The sequence below is a fragment of the Lysobacter sp. N42 genome (assembly GCF_004344885.1).
The window spans coordinates 99,579-123,022 of record NZ_SKFB01000005.1 but is presented as its reverse complement, the minus strand read 5'-3'; the positions used below and the strand labels follow the sequence as shown (position 1 = coordinate 123,022).

Below are 23,444 nucleotides of genomic sequence, written 5' to 3'. Positions count from 1 at the left end.
GTAATAAAGCTGTCACATTTCTTAACTATACTTGCCTTCTAATATCCAGTTATCTATTTGAGAGAGTACGATGACAGAATCAGTAGCCTCAGCGACGGGAAAGCCTAACGAGTCCCGTTTACCTTCATCGGAGCTACGCGCGAAACGCCGCCGTGTCCGTATGTTTAAGGACAAAGTTTCAAAGGTTGGCATTACCAGCGCCGGTTACGGCGTAGTGTTTTCGCTAGCGCTTATCTTTATTTATTTGTTCTATGAAGTAATGCCTATTTTGAAAGGCGCAGACGTAGAGCAACAAGCAAGCTTCGAACTACCTGTTGCTGCAGAGCAGGGTAATTTGGAACACTTGATTATGGAACGCTACCAAGAAATGGGAGTTGCGTTTACCGATCAAGGTCAAATTACGTTCTTCGACGCATTCTCTGGTGCCGTCGAACATTCTGAGTCAATCTCAGACATTACCGATGCTCATGTTTCAAGTTTTGCTCATGGTGAAAACTTGGGTGGACTGGTTGGCTTCGGCTTAGACAACGGTGAAGTCTTGTTCGCCAAACCAGATTACGAGCTAAATTTCCCGAACGACCAACGTGAAATTACTCCTTCTGTGGCCTATCCGTATGGAAATTCGTCAGTAGTGTTAGACCCACAAGGGGCGGCAATTGAGCTGCTTACCGTGCAAGAGTCTACGCGAGGTCGCGCGCAAGCGATGGCAGTAGGTTATACGGCGGACCAACGGTTTGTAGCTGCGCGTGTAAGCACTCGTGAGAATTTATTCACAGGTCAATTAACTAGCCAAGTGAGTCGTTTCGAGTTGCCGGGAATTCCGGGAACACCAAAGTCGATGATTATCGACAAGTCATTTAGAAACCTATTTGTAGCCGACACCGATGGCCATATTCACTACATCGACCTAAGCTCGCCGAATGCGGCACGCTGGGTTGAGTCGGTCAATGTGACCAATGACGACATTACTGCCATGGAATTCTTAGTGGGTTCTGTGTCAGTTATCGTGGGTACTTCAGAGGGTGAGTTAAGCCAGTGGTTCTTAGTGCGCGACGAAGACAACAATTACTCACTTGAAAGAATTCGAGACTTCGATCAGCACGCTGGCGCAATTACTTCGATTTCAGCGGAATATACGCGTAAAGGGTTTGTCGCTACTGACGCTACCGGTGGTGTAGGTTTGCACTACGGTACTTCGTCACGAACCTTGTTCCTTGATCAAATCGCAGAAAATACGCTACCTCACGTGGCTATGTCGCCTGTAGACAAAGCTATTTTCACATTAGGCAGTGACGGCCTAGTGACCAATTACAGTGTTTGGAACGAGCATCCGCAACTTTCCTTCAAAGCACTCTGGAATAAGGTTTGGTACGAAGGTCGTGCAGAGCCTCAATATGTATGGCAGTCGTCTTCAGCGAGCGACGAGTTTGAATCTAAATTTTCGTTAATACCACTGTCTATTGGTACATTGAAAGCCGCGTTCTTCGCAATGTTGTTTGCTATGCCTTTAGGTATTATGGCAGCAATTTATACCGCATATTTCATGACGCCAAAACTACGTGGCGTGGTGAAACCAACTATAGAAATTATGGAAGCATTGCCTACCGTAATTCTTGGTTTCCTCGCAGGCTTGTGGCTAGCGCCATTTATGGAAAGTAACCTTCCGGCGGTGTTCACAACGTTAATCGGCTTACCGATTATGATGTTGTTGATGGCTTTTGCATGGAAGTCGTTGCCTGAAAACTTAAGAAACAGAGTACCTGCAGGTTGGGAAGCAGCGCTTCTTGTTCCTATCGTATTACTTTTCGGTACGTTCGCGGTTGTAGCGAGCCCATATATGGAAGTGTTGTTCTTCGACGGCAGTATGCGCCAATGGCTAACCGACAACGGTATTACCTACGACCAGCGTAATGCTCTAGTTGTAGGTGTGGCTATGGGCTTTGCTGTTATTCCAACTATTTACTCGATCGCCGAAGACGCCGTGTTCAACGTGCCTAAGCACTTAACGCAGGGCTCACTGGCACTGGGCGCAACCCCATGGCAAACCATGATGGGTGTTGTATTGCCAACGGCTAGTCCGGGTATTTTCTCGGCGCTGATGATCGGTTTTGGCCGTGCCGTTGGTGAAACCATGATCGTGCTTATGGCGACAGGTAACAGCCCAATTGTGAACTTCAATATCTTTGAAGGTATGAGAACGCTGTCCGCTAATATTGCAGTGGAATTGCCAGAAACTGCGGTGGGAAGTTCGCACTTCAGAATTCTGTTCTTAGCCGCTTTGGTATTGTTCACCTTCACCTTTATTTTGAACACGATCGCGGAAGTTGTACGCCAACGCCTGCGCGCTCGTTACAGCAGTTTATAAGTACGGGGACTGATAGCTATGAAGAATTGGTTTAAAAGTGGAGCCCCTTGGATTTGGTTAACAGGCGGAGCTGTAACCCTAAGTGTGGTTATGGTTGTAGGTTTGCTGGGTTTAATCGCGGTGCGTGGTTTCAGTCATTTTTGGCCTGCAGACGTGGCAATCATTGAAATCAATGAGCCTGAAACCGGTGCAACAAGCCGTTTAATGGGTGAAATTGTTCGCACCGAAGGTATGACCGCTGCGGCGGCTCGTGAAGCCGGTAATACAGTTCCAGAAGACCGCGAGTTGGTAAAGCGTTACCTTATTAAGCAAGGTAACCGCGACCAATTTGGCACCGACTTTGTGTGGCGTTTCGAATTCGGTATGAGTGAATTCGAATATACCGAGGGTGTGTATGTCATTGAACGCCGTGAATGGGGTAACTTCTATGGCTTTCCAACTGCTATAGAAATTGATGGGGAAACGCAGCAAACCCTAGCGGATAACCCAGAAGACTTCCATGAAGCTGTTCAGTCTGCTGTAGACACTAGCGTTGAATACCATCACCGTATTCGCAATATCGAGCGTGGTGAAATCGGTCGTATTAACAATGAAATTGAGTCACTACGACTGCAAGAACGTCAGTTCCAACTTGATGGTTTGGAAGGCGAAGCACTTGAACAAGCTACTGCAGCTCTAGACGTTCGTCGTGCTGAACTCGAAGCTGAATACCTAGAGTTACGTAACGAACTAGACGCGCTTTACGAAGACATGCACCGCAATACATTACGTATGCAAATGGTTGATGGTGCGGAAGTACCGATTCACTTCGCAGACATCGTTTCGATAACTATGCCGAACGACATGAATGCGCTGCAAAAGTGGGGTGAATACTTCCACCGTGTGTGGGTATTCCTTACCGCGGAGCCGCGTGAAGCAAATACCGAGGGCGGAATATTCCCAGCTATTTTCGGCACCATTACCATGGTTTTCGTGATGTCGATTCTGGTGACTCCATTTGGTGTGTTGGCGGCAATTTATTTGCGCGAATATGCGAAGCAAGGTCCTATTACCAAAATGGTACGTATCTCGGTATATAACCTTGCCGGCGTGCCTTCTATCGTATTTGGCGTATTCGGTCTTGGATTCTTTATTTACTTCCTTGGTGGAAATATTGACCGTATTTTCTATGAAGCGGCATTGCCTTCACCAACGTTCGGTACACCTGGCTTATTCTGGGCGTCATTAACACTTGCGCTATTAACATTGCCGGTTGTTATCGTCTCTACAGAAGAAGGTTTGGCACGCATTCCAAGTACCATTCGCCAAGGCTCTTTAGCACTTGGTGCAACTAAGTCTGAAACACTATGGCGTGTGGTTGTTCCGCTAGCTACTCCTGGCATGATGACCGGGCTTATTTTGGCTATTGCACGAGCTGCAGGCGAAGTAGCGCCATTGATGTTGGTGGGCGTGGTGAAGTTAGCACCTACTTTACCGATAGACGGCGAGTTCCCGTTTATCCACTTGGAAAGAAAGATTATGCACTTAGGTTTCCATATCTTCGACGTTGGCTTCCAAAGCCCGAACGTAGAAGCGGCAAGACCTTTGGTGTACGCAACAGCATTAACATTGGTTGCCTTGATTATTATTTTGAATATTTCGGCAATTAGTATTCGTAATCACTTGCGTGAAAAATACCGCAGCGATTCTGATTAAGCATTCGAAATTTAAGAGAAGAGTATTATGTCAGCACAAGAAACTCCGATGATTAAAACTGAGATGAACCCAGCAGGTTCAGCTGAGAAAATGGAAAATCTGAAGACTAAACTTGAAGTACGCGACTTGCGATTAAAGTACGGTAATGACGAAGCGCTTAAAGGTATTAACTTAGAAATACCTGAGAATCGTGTAACGGCATTCATCGGTCCTTCGGGTTGTGGTAAGTCAACGTTATTACGTTGCTTTAACCGCATGAACGACCTGGTCGACAGTTGTACAATTACAGGTGAAATTCGTTTAGACGGCGAAAACATCTACGCTCCAAAAGTAGACGTAGCAGAGCTTCGCCGCCAAGTGGGTATGGTGTTCCAAAAACCAAACCCATTTCCAAAGTCGATCTACGAGAACGTAGCTTACGGTTTGCGCTTACAAGGTGTAAACGACCGCAGAACACTAGACGAAGTCGTGGAAAGTTCGCTTCGTGGTGCGGCGCTTTGGGACGAAGTGAAAGACCGTTTGAACGACAATGCATTTGGTTTGTCGGGTGGTCAGCAGCAACGTTTGGTTATTGCGCGCGCTATCGCCATTGAGCCTGAAGTACTATTATTAGATGAACCTGCTTCTGCACTTGACCCTATTTCAACGCTTAAAATTGAAGAACTTATCAACGAGCTGAAAGAGAAGTACACCATTGTGATTGTTACCCACAACATGCAACAGGCTGCGCGCGTCTCTGACTTCACTGCGTTCTTGTACATGGGGCAAATGATTGAGCACGCAGACACAAATACATTGTTTACGATGCCTGCGAAGAAACAAACTGAAGACTACATTACCGGCCGCTACGGTTAAGAGAGGAAATGGTGGAAAAATTTAACTTAGGTAAGCACATTTCCGGCAAGTTTAACGAAGAACTTGATACGGTGATGAATAAAGTTTTAGCCATGGGTGGTTTGGTTGAGAAGCAACTGACCGACTCACTTGCGGCTATTCAAACCAGCGACCAAGAAGTTGCTGAGCGCGTATTGGCAAGCGACGGCAAAATTAACAAGCTTGAAGTTGAGATCGACGGTGCGTGTACGCAAATCATTGCAAAACGTCAACCGACTGCGAGTGACTTGCGTTTAATTCTCGCCATCATTAAGGCGATTTCAGACCTAGAGCGCATTGGTGACGAAGCTGAGCGCATTGCCCACGTAGCCATGGAAACCTTTAGTAAAGACCAAGCTCACTTATTAGTAAGCTTGGAAAACTTAGGTCAACAAGTGCTTTCTATGCTTCGCCAAGTACTCGATGCGTTCGCACGTATGGACCAAGAAGCTGCTTTAGCGGTGCACCAGCAAGACGCTAACGCAGACCGCCAGTACGAGGCATTAACACGCCAGCTCATGACATACATGATGGAAGACTCTCGCAGTATTCCTAAAATCATGGATGTGCTTTGGGCAGCGCGCTCGCTTGAGCGCATTGGCGACCGTTGTCAGAACATTGCTGAGTACATTGTGTTTTATGTTCGCGGTAAAGACGTACGTCACGTTTCTGCCGAGTCGATGGAAGACACAGTGAAAGGCGTGAGATAACTCGCGATTTTGACGACAAGTCGATAAACTAAGCGTGCTTTGCTCATTTGAGCGGCACGCTTTTTTATTGGATAAGTCGCAAAAAGGAAGTCTTCATGGCTCTATCGGTTTCTGTTCGTTTAGCTATCCGCCACGCGTTAGCGCGGTTACGCCATGCCTCGAAATTTATTCGTTTGCCTAGAAAAGGGAAACCCTTGCGCACCGACATGCCAGCCGTGTTTGTGATGGGATGTGGGAATAGTGGAACAACACTAACTGCAGCAAGAATAGGGCGTGCAGAAGGTGTTTATTTGCTTGGTGAAGAAACAAGCTTATTTCAACCGCGTACGCCAATTCAGGAAGCCAGAGCCGTGTTTGACCAACTGCTTATTGCCTTAAAGCAGTTCAAAGCCTCAATGCTGTTAGAAAAAACACCAAAGCATATTCATGCTGTAAGCCGAATTTTAGCGGTATTCCCGAATGCTAAATTTGTGGTTACCGTGCGTAATCCTCTCGACAACTGCGCGTCACTCTACAAACGCTTTGCCCATAAAAAATCAAAAGGCTTAGGTTATGCAATAACCCGTTGGAATCGTGATAATTTAGCGGTTTTGAATTTACTTAAAAGTCATCCGAAGCAAGTTCACGTGGTGCAGTTTGAAAAGCTGACCAAAGATCCTGAAACCACCCTCAAGGACGTTTTTGAGTTTCTGAGCCTACCTTGGCAACCTGAAATACTTGAAGCCGGTGAAACTGCCTACGATCAAGTAGAACAGAAGCGAAATATGAAAATTCGCCAAGAGCAGGTGGCTAAAGCTATAACGCACAAAGAAAACACTTGGAAAGACATTCTTAGCGAGCAGCAAGCCGAGCAAGTGCAGAAAAAAACGAGGTTGATTTATAGCGAACTTTCACGTTTCATAGATGAATAAAAAGGGACGCAGTTACGGTGTCTTATAACTTATCTATGGAGTGAAGTTTCATGCCAGTTGACCAGCCGTTTAATAACCTTTCTAGCTATTTAGAGTCTTGTTTTTCTGCCCATGGCGATAAAGTTGCTTACCAATGCATTGGGCAGTCTGTCGATTATCATTACATTGATCAAAAATCAGAAGATTTAGCTCGCTATTTCCAGCATGAGCTTGGGCTTGCAGCGGGTGACCGAATTGTTATCCAACTTCCTAATATTATTCAGTACCCAATAGCCACCTACGCGGCATTGCGGGCAGGATTAGTGGTGGTTAACACAAACCCGCTATACACCACGCGGGAAATGCTGCACCAGTTTAATGATTCAGGCGCAAGAGCAATCGTCATCCTGAGTGATTTATACCCGAAACTAGAACAAGTGAAAGCCGACACTCAAATAGAACATGTAGTGGTTACTGGTGCGGCAGATTTATTGAAAGGTAGTACCGACCTTATTGAAGGTACAAACGGTTTTGTTCAGGCTCTAGACGCTGGCTCTGCGTTACCAGAGTTAAAAGCGAATACAGCACAAGTAGACGATATTGCAGTGTTGCAATACACCGGTGGTACAACGGGTGTCGCGAAAGGTGCAATGCTGACTCATGGGAATCTGTTAAGCAACTCTGCGCAAATGAAAGCGCGTATTGTTGAGCGCAGTACCAGCGGCACGTTTGTTTGTCCGCTACCGCTTTATCATATTTACGCTTTTACCGTGAACATGCTGGGTTTGTTCGGCATTGGTATTGCCAATCACCTTATTCCTAACCCTCGTGACATCGACGGCTTTGTGAAGAGCATCAAAGAAACCGAGTTCACAGGTATTGCCGGCATTAACACTTTGTTTGTGGGGTTATGTCAGCATCCAGAGTTTAGAGCTATGGACTTCTCTTCTTTGAAAATCACTTTTTCTGGTGGTGCTGCATTAACGCATTCGGCGGCCGATCTGTGGAAGGAAGTCACGGGGTGCACGGTAACTGAAGGCTGGGGCCTTTCGGAAACCTCTCCGGTTGCGACTCTCAATGAGTTTGACCATGAAGAAATTGGCACCGTAGGTACGCCAATGGACGACACTGAAGTGCTGGCTTGGGACGAAGACAACCAACCGCTTGCGGTAGGTGAACCCGGTGAACTTGTGGTGAAAGGTCCGCAGGTCATGAAAGGCTACTGGAACCGTCCAGACGAAACCGAAAAAGTGCTGATCAATGGTTGGTTCAAAACAGGCGACGTGGGCTTGGTGCAAGAAAACGGCAACATCAAAATTGTAGACCGCTTGAAAGACATGATTATTGTCTCGGGTTTTAATGTTTACCCGAATGAAATTGAAGACGTGCTATGCCAACACCCAGCAGTATTGGAAGCGGCCGTTGTCGGCAAGCCAAGCGATAAAACTGGCGAGTCGGTTCACGCATTTGTATCGCTTAAGGGTGAAACAACGGAGAGCGAGCTTATCGAATATTGTCGTGAGCAGTTAACTAACTACAAAGTGCCACAAAGCGTTACGATTATGGATGAGCTTCCAAAATCTACGGTGGGTAAAATTTTACGTAGAGAGCTAAGGTAGATACGGGCGTTATAAATCGACTAACTCGACTTGAGAAAGTGGAATAGGAGCGCCTAAAAACATATTCGCTATTCTCGCGAAACGCTCAGGCCCGTCGGTGACTAGGTATTGGTCAACGGCGGGCTTTTCTTTTGCGAGCAACTGCTTGTCGGTGAGTAACTGATGTAATGCATCAGCTGTAGTTTCAGCAGAATCGACAACCTTTACATTGTTCCCCAATACTTTTTCGATAGTATTTCGAAACACGGGGAAGTGGGTGCAGCCGAGCATCAATGTATCTGGCGCGCTAGTATCGCTAAAGAGCGTGCCTAAATACTCTTCCACGGCAAGATGCGCCAATGTGTTTTGGGTCCAACCTTCTTCAGCCATCGCCACTAACATTTGCGTGGCTAAACTCTGTACCTTAGTTGAAGGGTTGTAGGCGTGTATGGCGCTCTCATAGGCTTTTCCATTTACAGTGCTTTCTGTGGCAATAACGGCGATATGTTGAGACTTACTGGCGGCAACTGCTGCTTTAGCGCCAGGCGCAATAACTCCGATCACCGGAATATTGGGGTAGGCTTCTTGTAGTGCAGGTAGGGCTACAGCCGAGGCGGTATTACAGGCGATAACGAGCGCTTTAATGTCACGCTCTGCCAGCTTACGAGAAGCCTGCAGAGCGTATTGGCGCACTGATTTCGCCGATTTTGTGCCGTAAGGAACACGAGCTGAGTCGCCTAAGTAAATCAAAGACTCATTGGGCAGCCGCTTACGAATAGCCTGAAATACAGACAGGCCACCCACACCCGAGTCAAAAATACCTATAGCCGACATGCTGCTCCCTCTAACAACTTACCTTGGAAAATTAATGCAACACGCGAGCACGAATGGTGCCTGGAATTTGCTTCAAAGCTTCAAGTAAGCTCTCAGCTTGATCGCTGTCCACGTCCATAACCACGTAACCTAGCTCGTTGTCGGTTTGTAAGTACTGACTGGCAATGTTCACATTAAGATCGGCAAACACTTGGTTAATGCGGTTCATCACACCGGGCTGGTTGTGGTGCGTGTGCAAAATACGGCTGTAGTTTTGTTGCACTGGTAATGAAACTTCAGGGAAGTTTACCGCCGACAGTGTGGAACCGTTGTCTGAATATTTAATGAGCTTCAGGGCGACTTCTGTGCCGATATTCTCTTGAGCTTCTTGGGTCGAGCCACCTACGTGCGGTGTAAGAATAACTTGGCTTAAACCGCGAAGCGGCGACAAGAATTCTTCTTGGTTATTCTTCGGCTCTACCGGAAATACGTCGATGGCAGCGCCTGCAATGTGACCAGACTTCACGTGTTCGGCTAAAGCCTCAAGATCGACCACTGTTCCGCGCGAAGCGTTAATCAGCGAAGCTCCCGGTTTCATAGACGCTAGCTCTTTGTCTTTTATAAGCAACTTAGTTTGCGGCGTTTCGGGAACGTGTAGCGTGACAATGTCGCTGGTATGTAGCAACTGCTTCATACTTTTCATGGGCGTGGCATTACCCAGGGCAAGCTTGGTTTCTATATCGAAGTAAACCACGCGCATGCCCAATTGCTCAGCAAGAATACTGAGCTGTGTACCAATGTGGCCATAGCCCACAATACCCAATGTTTTGCCCCGTGCCTCATGTGCGCCTTTCGCCGTTTTTAACCAGCCACCGTTATGACATGCCATATTCTTTTCAGGTACTTTTCGAAGCAACATAATAATTTCTGAAAGCACCAACTCGGCAACGCTGCGGGTATTGGAAAATGGTGCGTTAAATACCGGAATGCCAAACTCTCGAGCCGCTTGGGTGTCGACTTGGTTCGTGCCGATGCAGAAGCATCCTATAGCATTTAGGCGTGTCGCCTTCTCTAATACTTTTCTAGAAAGCTGCGTACGCGAACGAATACCAATGAAATGAAACTCACCAATGCGCTCCATCAGCTCGTCTTCATTCATTGCTGTGGCGTGCTCTTCAATTTCTGAGTAGCCCTGTTGCTCAAAACACTCTACTGCACTGGGGTGAACGCCCTCGAGTAAGAGAATTTTAATCTTGTCTTTTTGCAGCGAGTACACCGGCGGCATGGCGTTTTCCTATCGGGTTAGTTTTTGGACTTGGGTTCCGTCACTCAATAGCGCAATGTCTGCGTGGCGCATTGCAAACAAGCCATTGGTAACAACACCAGTAATATTATTGATCGCTTGCTCTAATTCTTCAGGCTTTTCGATATTCAAGTGGTGAATATCCAGAATGACATTACCGTTGTCTGTAGTGACACCTTCGCGGTAAACAGGGTCGCCACCTAATTTCACAAGTTCACGAGCTACATGAGAGCGTGCCATTGGAATGACTTCGATGGGCAAAGGGAAAGTGCCTAACACATCCACTAACTTGCTGCTGTCGGCAATACAGACGAATTTTTTGGCACAGGCAGCTACGATTTTTTCGCGCGTTAAAGCTGCACCGCCGCCTTTAATCATTTGTAGGTGACGATTAATTTCGTCGGCGCCATCCACATAAACACTAAAAGGTCCTACGCCATTTAAGTCATAAACAGGAATGCCATGCTTTTTTAACCGCTCGGTTGACGCTTCAGAGCTTGAAACTGCGCCTTCAATGTCGAACTTCAATTCGGCGAGCGCGTCGATGAAGTAGTTTACAGTTGAGCCGGTTCCGACACCGACAATGCTTCCTTCTTCAATGAATTCAATGGCAGCTTCTGCTGCTTGGCGCTTTGCGGCATCTTGATTTGTCATGGGTCACCGTTGTTTGAGGGGGATAAATTCGAATCATCAACGGCTCTCTATTATACCGATAAGTGTTAGAACCGCCATGTTTTTGAGGGGGTAATAATCATGGGTAAAGGAACGTCCCAAGGGGCAGAGGGTAAGCTGTCGACGAACTGACAGTCGTGCGCTATGCCTACGGGATATAGGTTGCCCAACGTGCCGTTTTGCCAACGCGAGAGCAGGCGATCGTAGTAGCCACCCCCCATACCTAACCTCTGTCCTGTTGTGTCGAATGCAACCAGTGGAACGCAAAGCAGTTCAATGTGTTCTGGTGCAACTTTGCTGTTTTGCGTTGGACAAGGTTCTGATAAACCGAACTGGTTTACTTGCATGGCCGAGTTTTCGCGAAGCTCGAAAAATTCCATCATGCCCTGAACTTGTGGGTCAATGACGGGTACCGCAACATTCTTATGCTGACTCCAGCTAGTGCTTATGAGTGAATGGATATCGAGCTCGCCAAATGCGGCAAGATAAGCGCCCACCGACTGAGCTTGTTGATATTCTGGAAGGTCTATCAGTTGCTGACACACAGCAATAGACGCCTGCTCTTGTTCCGAAGTAGGTAAATGGCGTCTGGTTGCACGCATTTGCTGGCGAAGCGTATTTCGCGCTTCTATAACTTCGTTTGAAAGAAACATTTCCATAAAAAACCCAACTGTTGCGGCTAGTTTATTTGCTTCAAAGTCAACATGCTGCGACACTCTTTGCTATTCGATTTGCCACAAATTTTCAAAAAGGATAACAAGATGCGCTTCATCAGTCTGCTTTTTCTTATTGCTGCACTTTTTAGTGTTTCTGCATGTGCTCAAGAGCCTATTGCCAGTGAACGTGAGCGCGGTGAAGGACCTTATGAGCGCTTAATTCTTCGTGGTGGCATTGTCATTGACGGGGAAGGTGCACCGCCTTTGGGTCCTGTCGACATAGTGATAGAAGGTAACCGTATTATCCAAGTTGCTGTTGTGGGTTACCCCGGGGTTCCTGTTCGAGAGAATAGAAGGCCTGAAGCTGGACCGAACGACCGAGAAATTGACGTAACAGGGCAATATATTTTACCGGGGTTCGTGGACATGCATGGCCATTTGGGGGGCAGCGCACAAGGCATTCCGGCAGAATACGTATTGAAGTTGTGGTTGGCACACGGCATTACTACTGTTCGTGAGCCGGGCAGCTTTCGTGGTTTAGACTGGACTATGGAGCACGCTCGGTTGGCAGAGCAGGGCACTATTGCTTCACCACGTATTATTCCTTATTTAGGTTTTGGCATGGAGTGGGACGAAGCCATAATTACGCCAGACGAAGCTCGCCAATGGGTGCGTCATATTGCTGATGAAGGTGCGAAAGGTATTAAATTCTTCGGAGCAACACCGCGTGTTATCGAAGCGGCTTTAGATGAAGCGCAGCAGCAAGATATCGGAACTATGATGCACCATGCGCAACTTAACGTAGTGCGCACTAATGTTATCGACTCTGCCCGCATGGGGCTTGGTTCTATGGAGCATTGGTATGGCTTGCCGGAAGCATTATTCACTGATCGCGTTATTCAAGATTACCCTACAAACTATAATTATCAGAATGAGCAAGACCGCTTTAGCGAAGCGGGACGATTGTGGGCGCAAGCAGCGGCTCCTGGGAGTGAGAAGTGGAACGCTGTTCGAGACGAACTTATCGAGCTAGATTTTACGATTAACCCCACTATGACTATTTACGAAGCTAGCCGAAATTTAATGGCACAACGCAATGCCGATTGGCATGAAGAATATACGCTACCGCGTTTGTGGGATTTCTTTACACCTTCGCGTTATGCCCATGGGTCTTACTGGTTTGACTGGACCACTGAAAATGAAGTGGCGTGGCGCGAAAACTTCCGTTTATGGATGGACTTTTTAAACGACTTCAAAAATCACGGTGGGCGAGTCACTGTAGGTTCAGACGCTGGCTACATCTATAAAATTTACGGTTTCGGATATATTCAAGAGTTGGAGCTTCTTAGAGAAGCGGGATTTCATCCGTTAGAAGTTATTCAATCGGCAACATTAAATGGCGCTGAAGCGTTAGGCTTAGACGAAGATATTGGTAGTATTCGTGCCGGTAAAATCGCCGATTTAGTTATCGTGAACGAGAACCCGCTAGAAAACTTTAAGGTGTTGTTCGGTACTGGGCATTATCGTTTGAATGAAAATAACGAGCCTTACCGCACCGAAGGTATTCGCTACACTATTGCTAACGGCATTGTTTACGACGTTTCTGAATTGCTTGCCGATGTTCGCAGCATGGTAGACGCGGAACAAGCAGAGCGCGCAAGCGCAGAAGACTAGAGGACATTAGAAAATGGACAAGCTGCATCCCAGTAAAGTTGACCCGCTCTATTTATTAGTGCTGATGACCATACCCATGTTCGGGTTTGTGTTTGTGGGGTTGTTTTTATTGGTGGGGCAACTTCTGATTGGCTTTTTATTAAGCTTAATCACCATTGTGTGGCCTGCATGGATTGCGCTCGGTACGCGTTACCGTATTACGGGTGAAAACCTAGAAGCCAGTTGTGGGCCGCTACGATACCGCGTGGCTCTTGCGGATATTAAGAAAGTAGAGCCAAAAACGACGATTATGCCTGGTCCGGCGCTCTCGCGTGACAAACTGCTCATTCATTATGTCGATTCGAAAACAGGGCAAACAAAAATTCTTCGGGTTTCTCCTACCGACAAATACACATTCGTGTTTAATTTGGGTTTAGGTCAGGAAGACGACTTTGAAGGACAGCTCGACGAAGACGAAGTATAAGACTTCCCAAGGTGCCGCTGCTCGGTGTTAGCCCTTGAACCCATTGGTTCAAGGCGGGTGCTAAGTTATGTACCGCAGGCTTCCCGGCAAATTCTGGGCATGCACACTGGCACACAAGTAGGACCCTAATAAAAAAGCATCGGCTCAGGGACATCCACGTGCTGGCGAACACCCCAGGAAGCAATTCTATTGTAACTTATTTGGAAGTGGTTTTTGAGGGCGATTTGTCTTCAGGCTCACCGATTGCTTTTTTTATGGTCGCTTGTAAAAGGGCAACCTTGTCTTCTAAGGCAATCATTTTCTCAGACTGTTCTGCGCGCTCTTGCATCCACTCGTGGCATAAGTTTAGCGCTGTCATTACTGCAATTTGCTCAATGTTGGTTAGCTTGGTAGCAGAACGTGTTTCGTTCAAGCGTTCGTCGAGTTGTCTTGCTGCCTCGCGCAATGCACTTTCTTGCCCGTCTGGACACATAACACGATAGTTTCGCTCTAGCAGGTTAATCTCAACAATTTGACCGCTCATTTATATTCCTCTGAAGAAAATCCTTCTGTAGAGCCCGAAGCATAGCGATACCACTGAATTTATGCAACATATCTGCACTGCTTTACATTTTATAAAAGCAGGTGGCGAATAGTAGTTCCATGGCGTAGCAAGTGGTAGGATAGGCGCTGAAAATACACAGAAAGAACAGACTGCACAGGTGAAACGAATGGCAGAGCCTATTTCGAAATTATTTGAAACGTGGAATCAATGGTTAGAGCGCGAAGGTATGATTACCAGCGCGGCAGAGCTCCACGGCATGCTTACAGGCTTAATGGCAAGTGGCCAACAGGTTCAGCAGTCTGATTGGTTGAATGTAGTTGCAGACCTCGCTCACGAGGGGCAAGCTTTCTCTGCACAAATGAATGAACGCCTAGAAACTCTAGGGCGTAAAATTCGTGAAGACCTTGCCAGTGCAGAATTAAACTTTCAATTATTAGTTCCTGGCGACGAAGAATTGCTTTCAGAGCGCTTAAAGGCGCTGGCTGAATGGACCCAGTGTTTCTTGGTGGGTTTTGGTGTGAATCAGCAAAACCTTAAAGCTGCGTCTAATGAACTACGCGAAGGTATTGAAGATATGGCTGAAATTGCCAAGCTTTCGCCTGAAATGGAAGGCGACGAAGAAGACGAGCGCGCGTTCTATGAAGTTTCAGAATATGTACGTATTACGGCAATTATGTGCTTTAACGAGCTAGGGCAAGTTGCTAATCCTACGCCGCCTTCGAGCAACACCATTCATTAATTGCTAAACGCTGAACAAGCTGAACAAAGAGTGCAGTGATTCGATGACCACCCCAAATGCCCAGCAAGGTAAAATAAGTTCCAACCGCATTGTATTGGCGGGCGCGGGTCTTGTTGGCATGCTGGCTGCGGTGGTATTGAAGCAAACCCGCCCAGACTTTGACGTGTTACTGCTAGATACACGAAAAGAAGACGACCCGACTAAAGATCCTAGAGCCATTGCGCTCTCTCGTCGTACGGTTTGGGCTCTTAAGCAATACGGCGTGTGGCAACTTCTAGAACAGTTCCTACCCAATATTACCGAGCATGCCATTGAAACTATTCACATTAGCGACGCAACTGGTCCGGGAAGTAACAAGCTGGAAAGTGCAGAGCATGGTGAAGAGCCGTTAGGTTTTGTGATACCCGCAGCGCAAGCGATGAAAGCGCTAGACGAAAAGCGCAAAGAACTTGGTGTGGAAATTCGCTACCAGTCTTCGGTGACGAATATTTCAGGTACAGCTGCATGTGTTGCTTTAAAAGTGAACGAACAAGAAACCATTGAAGCCCAGTTGCTGTTAAGTTGCGACGGCAGTGCTTCGCAAATGCGCGACCTTTTGGGTGTGCAGGAAAATATTTACGACTACCAGCAAATGGCGATTGCCGCCGAAGTTGATATGGTCAAAGCGCATGGCCAGGTGGCGTACGAAAGGTTTACACCAGAAGGTCCAATGGCGTTACTTCCTCTAGGCTCTCGACGCTACTCGATGGTGTGGTGTGGCACTTGGCAAAGTGTACAAAAGCTTATGGAGTTACCGGAACAAGACTTTATACGCGCAGCTACGTCGCTATTAGGTGGGCGTGCAGGCTCAATAAAGCATGTTGAACGCTTGGCTGCTTTTCCGCTTCGTAAAATTACCGTAGATCGCTTCTGTGGTTACCGTTGGGCACTTATTGGTAACGCGTGCCATACCCTGCATCCAGTTGCCGGACAAGGTTATAACTTAGGTGTTCGCGACGTATTAGCTTTGGCAGAGCGGCTTCGTTATGCAGAAGATGCTGGCGCAAATACAGTTTTGGAAAGTTACCAAAAAGCTAGAAAAGCAGACTATAAAAATGTAGTGGGCTTTACCGACAGTGTGGTGCATTTGTTTTCCTCTACCGATCCTATTGCCAGTTATGGTCGACGGGTTGGTTTAAAGTCGATGCGTTTATGTAGCACTTTACGGAATGCAGTGGCGAGCAAAGCTATGGGTTTTGAAACGGAGCGCAGCCGATGGGATTAACAAAAACCCAAGTTATTGTTGTCGGTGGTGGCATGGTGGGTGTGTCGCTAGCCCTGGCGCTCGCTAGTAAAGGTAAAAAGGTTGCGTTACTGGAACGCGCAACAGAACCTAAAGCCATGCCCGATCAACCCACGTTAAGAGTGAGCGCGCTGAACGAAGCTTCGCAAACCTGGTTAGAACAACTTGGCGTTTGGTCTTTGTTGCCGCCTGAAAAGCTAGGCTACTTTCAGCGTATGCAGGTGTGGGACGACAGTTCTGGTGCCGATATACAGTTTTCCGCTGCGTCGGTCGACAAACCAAACTTGGGCTGCATTGTTGAAAACGCCGTTATTGAAGCTGCGCTTTGGCAAAAAGCTGAAGCTCTCGGCGTGCAGCTTGAAACGGGCGTGGTGATCGAGCAAATCGAAGAAAGTGAAGACGACGTTCATGTGCAAAGTGAAGACGGTCGTCATTTTCTGGGACAACTGTTGGTGGCTGCGGACGGCGGTAAATCACAAGTTCGGGCGACCATGAATGTTGAAACCTCATTTCGAGACTACGAACAACTTGGTGTAGTCACTACATTAACCACCGAATACCCGCACGAAGGCAGTGCAAGGCAGATGTTCTTGCAAGGTGGGCCTTTGGCATTATTACCTATGGCGAACCCAAATGAAGTGTCTATTGTGTGGAGTTTACCGACTCTTGAAGCCAAGGCTTTATTGGAGCAAGAGCCACAAGCGTTTGACCAAGCCGTAACCGCTGCGGCTGGTGGTAGACTAGGGCTTCTCAAGCAAGCTATGAAACCTGCGGCGTTTCCTTTGAAAATGCAGTACGCCGAACAGTGGGTGAAAGGCAGAATGGTTCTTGCTGGCGACGCAGCCCACACTATTCACCCGTTAGCAGGACAAGGTGCGAATTTAGGCTTAGGCGACGCATGGTATCTCGCCGAACAGCTGTTAACCCTAGGGTCGTTAAATGGGGCTTGGGACGCTGCGAAACTGCAGAAGAGCTTGCGACATTACGAGCGTGCTAGAAAAACTGCAGCCGTGAAACAAATTGCCACTATGGAAGGTTTTCATCGTCTTTTCACAGAGCAGCACCCAGCTGTGCGATTCATTCGAAGCCTTGGTCTTTCCGCGACTCAGCGTTTGGACAAAGTAAAAGCCTTTTTTTTAAAGCAAGCCAACGAGTTTTAAGAAGCTTTAAGGCGTTTGTGCGCTTAAAAATTCGTGCAAGTAGCTTTGTAAATGTTCCGCCGCCGCGTTTTGTTTTTGTCCGTGGCGCTCTAAGAAAATATTGATTTTTCCAAGCTCGGGTAAGTTTTGACTTTTATCTGCGCGTTTTACTTCAAACAGTTCTGGTGGTACCGAGCTTTTCGCCAATACCGTAAAACCCAACCCTGATCGTAACGCACTAGAAATACCGGTTAGGTCGTTGTTGGTGTATGTAATGCGGTGCGGTATTTCCGAACCATTTAATGCTTGTAGGGTTCTGCGCCGATAAATACAGCCCTCAGAAGCCAAAACCAAAGGTACCGGTGTAGCATAAGAGGCATCGGCACGACCGGTGACCCAAACCAATTCGTCTTCTTTTACTTTAATGGCATTTTCTGGAGCCTGTTCTGCAACAGTGAGGATAATGTCGAAGCTTCCGCGGCTAGCCCCTAAGCGAAGATCACGGCTTAATGCAGAAGTGACTTCCAACGTGATTTGCGGGTAGGTACTGGCAAATTGACCCAGAATTCTGGGCAAAAGGGCGGTGGCGAATTCACTGGGAATGCCTAACCGCACCTGCCCAGCAACTTGTTCGGTATTAAAGCGACTAACCAGCTGATCGTGTTGGCTAAGCAGTGCTACAGCACCTTGGTAAAGCTCTTGTCCGGCAATGGTGAGTTTGATACTGGAACCGTCTTTGGTGAATAAAGACTGGTCTAACGTTTCTTCTAGACGTTTTATTTGCAAGCTAATGGCTGGCTGGGAACGGCTCATGCGTTCGGCGGCCTTGGTGTAGCTTTGTAAGTCGTACACGCTAACAAATGCGCGCAGTGCGTCTAAAGATAAGTGTTTCATAAGCTTGCCAAATATAAGAAAACTCAATGCCTAAGGGTTGAGTATAACAAAAATTAATAACTTAATTTGTCTTTTTAATTTGTTGCGCAAGGCTCAGACTTCTATAATGTGCCGCATTAAATCACAACCCGAGTATTTGTTATGGCACAACGCACTGCATTGTACGAAGCGCACATTGAAGCTGGCGCGAAAATGGTTGATTTCCACGGTTGGGACATGCCGCTTAATTACGGTTCGCAAATTGAAGAGCACCATGCGGTTCGTAAAGCTGTAGGTATGTTCGACGTTTCTCACATGACCATTGTCGACGTAACTGGCCCAGAAGCGAAAGCATACTTGCGCCGTTTGCTTGCGAACGACGTTGAGAAGTTGAAAGCGCCGGGCAAAGCACTTTATAGCGCAATGCTCAATGAACAAGGCGGTGTGATTGACGACCTGATTACTTATCACTTCAACGACGAGTCTTACCGTGTGGTTGTAAACTCTGCTACGCGTGACCGCGACATGGCTTGGTTGCAGCAGCAAACTGGCGAATTCGACGTACAAGTGACCGAACGCACTGAGTTCGGCATGATTGCGTTACAAGGCCCAGAAGCACAAGACAAGATTAAAGCGATTGTGTCTGCAGAAGACCACGCAACAATTTCTGAAATGAAGCCTTTCTTTGGTGCACAGTACGGCGACGTATTCGTTGCAACCACAGGTTACACTGGCGAAGCAGGTTACGAAATTATCGTTCCTGTGGCAGAAGTTGTGAACGTATGGAACAAGCTTAAAGAAGCTGGCGTTCAACCCGCAGGTTTGGGCGCGCGTGACACACTTCGTCTAGAAGCTGGCATGAACTTATACGGCCAAGACATGGACGAGTCGGTTTCTCCGCTAGCAGCAAACATGGGCTGGAGTGTTGCACTTGAGCCAACAGACCGTGATTTCATTGGTCGTAAAGCCCTAGAAGCTGCAAAAGCGCAAGGCACTGAAAAATTAGTTGGCTTGGTGATGACTGAAAAAGGTGTGCTTCGTGCAGGCTTGAAAGTGATTGTAGACGGCGGCGAAGGCGTGATTACTTCAGGCACATTCTCACCTACATTGGGTGTGAGTGTGGCAATGGCGCGTGTACCTCAACCAGTAGGTGAAACTGCACAGGTGGAAATGCGCAAAAAAATGGTTACAGTTAAGGTCACGAAGCCAAGTTTCGTAAGAAACGGTAAAGCGGTCGTCGAACTTTAACAATTAGTCAGATTTTACTGAAATATTTGAAGGACATAACAATGAGTCAGGTACCTACAGAGTTAAAATATGCGTCTACCCACGAGTGGATCCGTGACGAAGGTGACGGCGTTTACACCGTTGGCATTAGCGAACACGCACAAGAACTTCTTGGCGACATGGTGTTTGTTGAGTTACCAGAAGTGGGTGACACGGTTGCAGCAGGCGACGACTGCGCAGTAGCAGAGTCTGTAAAAGCTGCTTCAGACATTTACGCACCTGTAGGTGGCGAAATTATTGCTGTGAACGAAGAGTTAGAAGACTCTCCTGAAACAGTAAACAGCGACCCATACGGCGACGGCTGGTTATTTAAACTTAAAATTGAAGATGCAGGCGAGCTTGCAAACTTGCTCGACGCAGACGGCTACAGCGAGTCAATCGCAGACGAATAAGCCACAATCACAAAGGCCCCGGTATCGCCGGGGTCTTTTTGTTCGACTTCCGTGTTTTTAAAGAACTACCGAACAGAGTTCTAGAATTTAATAGGTATTTTCATGAGCAGTAAATCGCTGAATCAGCTTGAACAGCACGACGATTTTATCTACCGCCACATTGGCCCAGACACCGCTGAGCAGAAAGAAATGCTAGAAGTGGTGGGTGCGCCTTCACTTGAAGAAATGACTGCGCAAACCGTTCCTGGTTCTATCTTGCGTCAGCCGTTCCTGTCGGTAGGCGAGCCAATGTCTGAAACTGAAGCTTTGGCGAAGTTGAAGAAAATCGCGCAAAAGAACGAAGTGTTCACAAGCTACATTGGTGCGGGTTACTACGACACCGTTACACCTAATGTGATTCTGCGTAACGTACTTGAGAATCCAGGTTGGTACACGGCGTACACGCCTTATCAGCCAGAAATCGCACAAGGCCGTTTGCAAGCTATTTTGAATTTCCAGCAAATGACTATCGATTTAACCGGTATGGAAATCGCCAGTGCGTCATTGCTTGATGAAGCCACTGCAGCAGCCGAAGCCATGGCGATGGCACAGCGTGTGAGCAAGTCGAAGTCGAACGCATTCTTCGTTGCCGACAACGTATTCCCTCAAACCATTGATGTGGTGCGCGCACGTGCAGACATGTTTGGTTTTGAAATTATCACAGGTCCTTGGCAAGAAGCTGGCAAGCACGACGTATTCGGTGCATTGCTACAAAGCCCAGCCGACAACGGTGATGTGCTTGACCTAACCGACGTGATTGCAGAAGTTCAGGCGAAAAAAGGTATTGTGGGTGTTGCTACTGACCTGATGAGCTTGGTGCTATGTAAGTCACCGGGTGAAATGGGTGCAGACATGGTATTCGGTTCTGCACAGCGCTTCGGTGTTCCTATGGGCTACGGCGGACCACACGCGGCATTCTTTGCAACTCGCGAGAAGTTTAAGCGTTCATTACCTGGCCGCATTATTGGTGTTTCTAAAGACACCAACGACAACACCGCACTTCGCATGGCCATGCAAACGCGCGAGCAGCATATTCGCCGTGAAAAAGCGACGTCAAACATTTGTACCGCACAGGTACTATTGGCGAACATGGCTTCTTTCTATGCCGTTTACCATGGTCCGAAAGGCTTAACGACCATTGCTCAGCGTATTCAACGCTTCACCACCATGTTTGCAGCGGCGCTAAAAGAGCATAATTTCGAAGTAGAAAATTCTAACTGGTTCGACACGATTACTTTCAGAGTAGACTCGACTACGCGTAGCGGTATTTTAGCGCGCGCGAAAGTAGCGAAAATTAACCTACGCATCGACAAAGAAGACACCTTAACGGTGAGCTTCGACGAAGCGAAAACTCGCCACGACTTTATGGCATTGTTGAATGCTGTGTTCGGTGAAGGCCACGACATGGAATTGGCTAACCTAGACGGTAAAGCTCAGGGCATGGAACCGCTTGCGAAAGAACTTGAGCGTACTAGCGACTTCTTAACGCACGAGGTGTTTAACCAGTACCACTCAGAAACTGAAATGCTGCGTTATATTCGCCAGCTTGAAGGCCGCGACTTAGCCTTGAACCACAGCATGATTTCATTGGGCTCTTGTACCATGAAATTGAACGCGACTGCAGAAATGATTCCGGTAACTTGGCCTGAGTTTGCTCAACTGCACCCGTTCTGCCCATTAGAGCAGGCGCAAGGTTATGCTGAGATGATCGGCACGCTAAGTGACTGGTTGCTAGACATTACTGGCTACGACGAAATGTCGATGCAGCCGAACTCTGGTGCGCAAGGTGAGTACGCAGGCTTGCTAGCTATTCACTACTACCATGAAAGCCGTGGTGAAGGGCATCGTAATATCTGTTTGATTCCTGAGTCTGCTCACGGTACTAACCCAGCTTCTGCGCAAATGGCAGGTATGAAAGTTGTGGTTGTGGCGTGCGACGACAAAGGTAACGTAGACATTGAAGATCTTCGTGAGAAAGCTTCAAGCGTGAAAGACAACCTCGCGTGTGCAATGGTGACTTACCCGTCTACGCACGGTGTTTACGAAGAGAAGATCAAAGAAATCTGTGACATCGTGCATGAAAACGGTGGTCAGGTATACATGGACGGCGCGAACATGAACGCGCAAGTGGGTGTAACGTCGCCGGGTTATATTGGTTCTGACGTTTCTCACTTAAACCTACACAAAACGTTCTGTATTCCACACGGCGGTGGCGGTCCTGGTATGGGCCCAATCGGTGTGAAGAGCCACTTGGCACCGTTCTTACCGGGTCACGTTTCTATGGACGCAGAAGGGCTAGTAAAAGGTAACTCTGCGGTTTCTGCAGCACCTTATGGTAGCGCGAGCATTCTTCCAATTTCTTGGATGTACATTGCCATGATGGGTAGCCGTGGACTTCGCGAAGCAACTGAAGTGGCTATTTTGAACGCTAACTACATTGCGAAGCGCCTAGAGCCGCATTATCCGATTCTATATCGTGGCCGTAACGACCGTGTTGCGCACGAATGTATTATCGACTTGCGCCCGTTAAAAGACGCAACTGGCATTGCGGAAATCGACATTGCGAAGCGTTTGCAAGACTATGGTTTCCACTCACCAACAATGAGCTTCCCGGTTGCGGGTACGCTAATGGTTGAGCCTACTGAGTCGGAAGCTAAAGCGGAACTCGACCGCTTTGTAGACGCGATGATCAGCATTCGCCAAGAAATTAAGCGCATTGAAGACGGCGAGTGGACTTTGGAAGACAACCCATTGGTTCACGCTCCGCATACGCTTAACGACATTGTGAATGCTGAGTGGAACCGTGCTTACAGCCGTGAAGAAGCTGCATACCCTGCAGAGTGGATTCGTGGACACAAGTTCTGGCCAAGTGTGAACCGTATTGACGACGTATTTGGCGACCGTAACTTGATTTGTTCATGCCCTCCGTTGAGTGCTTATCGTTAATCGAGCGAGCTGTTCCCATGAAATAAGTCGTTTAAAAGCTGAAGTCCGCCTTGTGCGGGCTTTTTTATTACAGGTTAGCCATTTCGTCAGTACCGCATGCGAAACTTACACTTGTATGTACTTGAAGTACACTTGGCCAGCCAAAAGATAGGGCTAATCCTTGAATTGTGATCTCTCGACCTCGAAATGAGGAGCAGAAAAATTTGTAGAAAAAAAGCGGAGATTGTCGAGAAACCAACTTTTCACAAGTTTTAATTTGGAGAGTGAAGAACCACTTTAATACAACTTATGTGATGTAAGAGCGTCTCAAGCTAAAGGCATGTTACGAGTTTTTAACTATCATCTATTAAATAGCCGTATAAGTTTCGGTTGTCATCGATAGATGTTGGCTTTAAGGTTGTATATGAGATAGGAAGAAGACACCGATACCGTAAAAAAACTTAAAATACTAAATCAAAAATCCCCTTATTTATTCTAATGTTTAGGGATAA

Annotated in this window: 20 protein-coding genes and 1 other RNA gene; 14 read left to right on the top strand and 7 right to left on the bottom strand. The window is 47.3% G+C overall.

The genetic code is table 11. From position 1 onward, the window contains the following. Nucleotides 1-259 precede the first annotated feature (259 nt). The 6 genes from EYQ95_RS11535 to EYQ95_RS11510 all read left to right on the top strand — a co-directional run bounded on the left by EYQ95_RS11535 (nucleotide 260) and on the right by EYQ95_RS11510 (nucleotide 8,152). Entirely contained in the window at nucleotides 260-2,365 is a 2,106-nt protein-coding gene (locus tag EYQ95_RS11535) for an ABC transporter permease subunit (RefSeq protein ID WP_207916380.1), read from the top strand. 18 nt (nucleotides 2,366-2,383) lie between these two features. After that, complete coding sequence (pstA, locus tag EYQ95_RS11530) at nucleotides 2,384-4,060, top strand: phosphate ABC transporter permease PstA (protein ID WP_111916107.1); 1,677 nt, start codon at nucleotides 2,384-2,386, stop codon at nucleotides 4,058-4,060. A gap of 90 nt (nucleotides 4,061-4,150) precedes the next feature. After that, nucleotides 4,151-4,915 carry a phosphate ABC transporter ATP-binding protein PstB gene (gene pstB, locus EYQ95_RS11525; RefSeq protein ID WP_305792177.1) on the top strand — a complete coding sequence of 255 codons (765 nt, stop codon included), beginning with the start codon at nucleotides 4,151-4,153 and terminating at the stop codon, nucleotides 4,913-4,915. 8 nt (nucleotides 4,916-4,923) lie between these two features. Further along, entirely contained in the window at nucleotides 4,924-5,643 is a 720-nt protein-coding gene (phoU, locus tag EYQ95_RS11520; RefSeq protein ID WP_165831993.1) for a phosphate signaling complex protein PhoU, read from the top strand. A 95-nt stretch (nucleotides 5,644-5,738) separates the two neighbouring features. Further along, nucleotides 5,739-6,554: a sulfotransferase gene (locus EYQ95_RS11515; RefSeq protein ID WP_111916106.1), complete on the top strand. Its 816-nt coding sequence runs from the start codon at nucleotides 5,739-5,741 to the stop codon at nucleotides 6,552-6,554. 50 nt (nucleotides 6,555-6,604) lie between these two features. Continuing rightward, nucleotides 6,605-8,152 (top strand): AMP-binding protein, encoded by a 1,548-nt coding sequence (locus EYQ95_RS11510; RefSeq protein ID WP_111916105.1) that lies wholly within the window; start codon nucleotides 6,605-6,607, stop codon nucleotides 8,150-8,152. Between the two features lie 9 nt (nucleotides 8,153-8,161). On the opposite strand, the gene murI is transcribed toward EYQ95_RS11510, so the two are convergent. From murI to EYQ95_RS11490, 4 genes are all read right to left on the bottom strand, one after another. After that, entirely contained in the window at nucleotides 8,162-8,965 is an 804-nt protein-coding gene (murI, locus tag EYQ95_RS11505) for a glutamate racemase (protein WP_111916104.1), read from the bottom strand. A 31-nt stretch (nucleotides 8,966-8,996) separates the two neighbouring features. Beyond that, nucleotides 8,997-10,229 (bottom strand): phosphoglycerate dehydrogenase, encoded by a 1,233-nt coding sequence (gene serA, locus EYQ95_RS11500; RefSeq protein ID WP_111916103.1) that lies wholly within the window; start codon nucleotides 10,227-10,229, stop codon nucleotides 8,997-8,999. Between the two features lie 9 nt (nucleotides 10,230-10,238). Then, entirely contained in the window at nucleotides 10,239-10,901 is a 663-nt protein-coding gene (rpiA, locus tag EYQ95_RS11495; protein ID WP_111916102.1) for a ribose-5-phosphate isomerase RpiA, read from the bottom strand. A 65-nt stretch (nucleotides 10,902-10,966) separates the two neighbouring features. Next, the gene (locus tag EYQ95_RS11490) at nucleotides 10,967-11,635 is read right to left on the bottom strand and encodes a 5-formyltetrahydrofolate cyclo-ligase (RefSeq protein WP_111916101.1); all 669 of its coding nucleotides are present in this window, start codon (nucleotides 11,633-11,635) and stop codon (nucleotides 10,967-10,969) included. Here EYQ95_RS11490 and EYQ95_RS11485 point away from each other — a divergent pair. Together EYQ95_RS11485 and EYQ95_RS11480 are read left to right on the top strand one after the other, a co-directional pair. After that, a complete protein-coding gene (locus EYQ95_RS11485) occupies nucleotides 11,624-13,249 on the top strand; it encodes an amidohydrolase family protein (protein WP_207916377.1) in 1,626 nt (541 codons plus the stop codon). The genes EYQ95_RS11490 and EYQ95_RS11485 overlap by 12 nt on opposite strands. Nucleotides 13,250-13,262: 13 nt before the next feature. Next, the gene (locus tag EYQ95_RS11480; protein WP_111916099.1) at nucleotides 13,263-13,712 is read left to right on the top strand and encodes a PH domain-containing protein; all 450 of its coding nucleotides are present in this window, start codon (nucleotides 13,263-13,265) and stop codon (nucleotides 13,710-13,712) included. Here the strand turns inward: EYQ95_RS11480 and ssrS are convergent. After that, nucleotides 13,712-13,895, bottom strand: a non-coding RNA gene (gene ssrS / locus EYQ95_RS11475) — 6S RNA. The two genes, EYQ95_RS11480 and ssrS, sit on opposite strands and share 1 nt — an antisense overlap. Before the next feature lie 13 nt (nucleotides 13,896-13,908). After that, entirely contained in the window at nucleotides 13,909-14,235 is a 327-nt protein-coding gene (locus EYQ95_RS11470; protein ID WP_111916098.1) for a cell division protein ZapA, read from the bottom strand. Between the two features lie 187 nt (nucleotides 14,236-14,422). Between EYQ95_RS11470 and EYQ95_RS11465 the strand changes: the two genes are divergently transcribed. From EYQ95_RS11465 to EYQ95_RS11455, 3 genes are read left to right on the top strand one after another with little or no spacing between them, the layout of a single operon-like run. After that, on the top strand, nucleotides 14,423-14,995 hold the full coding sequence (locus tag EYQ95_RS11465; RefSeq protein WP_111916097.1) for a UPF0149 family protein: 573 nt from the start codon (nucleotides 14,423-14,425) through the stop codon (nucleotides 14,993-14,995). Nucleotides 14,996-15,038: 43 nt separating this feature from the next. Continuing rightward, complete coding sequence (locus tag EYQ95_RS11460; protein ID WP_111916096.1) at nucleotides 15,039-16,259, top strand: FAD-dependent monooxygenase; 1,221 nt, start codon at nucleotides 15,039-15,041, stop codon at nucleotides 16,257-16,259. After that, complete coding sequence (locus EYQ95_RS11455; protein ID WP_111916095.1) at nucleotides 16,250-17,437, top strand: FAD-dependent oxidoreductase; 1,188 nt, start codon at nucleotides 16,250-16,252, stop codon at nucleotides 17,435-17,437. The genes EYQ95_RS11460 and EYQ95_RS11455 overlap by 10 nt, the downstream gene beginning before the upstream one ends. A 6-nt stretch (nucleotides 17,438-17,443) precedes the next feature. Here the strand turns inward: EYQ95_RS11455 and EYQ95_RS11450 are convergent, their stop codons facing one another. After that, entirely contained in the window at nucleotides 17,444-18,310 is an 867-nt protein-coding gene (locus EYQ95_RS11450) for a LysR family transcriptional regulator (protein WP_111916094.1), read from the bottom strand. Between the two features lie 141 nt (nucleotides 18,311-18,451). Between EYQ95_RS11450 and gcvT the strand changes: the two genes are divergently transcribed. From gcvT to gcvP, 3 genes are all read left to right on the top strand, one after another. Then, entirely contained in the window at nucleotides 18,452-19,537 is a 1,086-nt protein-coding gene (gcvT, locus tag EYQ95_RS11445; protein ID WP_111916093.1) for a glycine cleavage system aminomethyltransferase GcvT, read from the top strand. 41 nt (nucleotides 19,538-19,578) lie between these two features. Next, nucleotides 19,579-19,968, top strand: a complete 390-nt coding sequence (gene gcvH, locus EYQ95_RS11440) for a glycine cleavage system protein GcvH (protein ID WP_111916092.1) — start codon at nucleotides 19,579-19,581, stop codon at nucleotides 19,966-19,968. Nucleotides 19,969-20,064: 96 nt separating this feature from the next. Continuing rightward, nucleotides 20,065-22,953, top strand: coding sequence for an aminomethyl-transferring glycine dehydrogenase (gene gcvP / locus EYQ95_RS11435; protein WP_207916399.1), 2,889 nt, complete (start codon nucleotides 20,065-20,067; stop codon nucleotides 22,951-22,953). Nucleotides 22,954-23,444 lie beyond the last annotated feature (491 nt).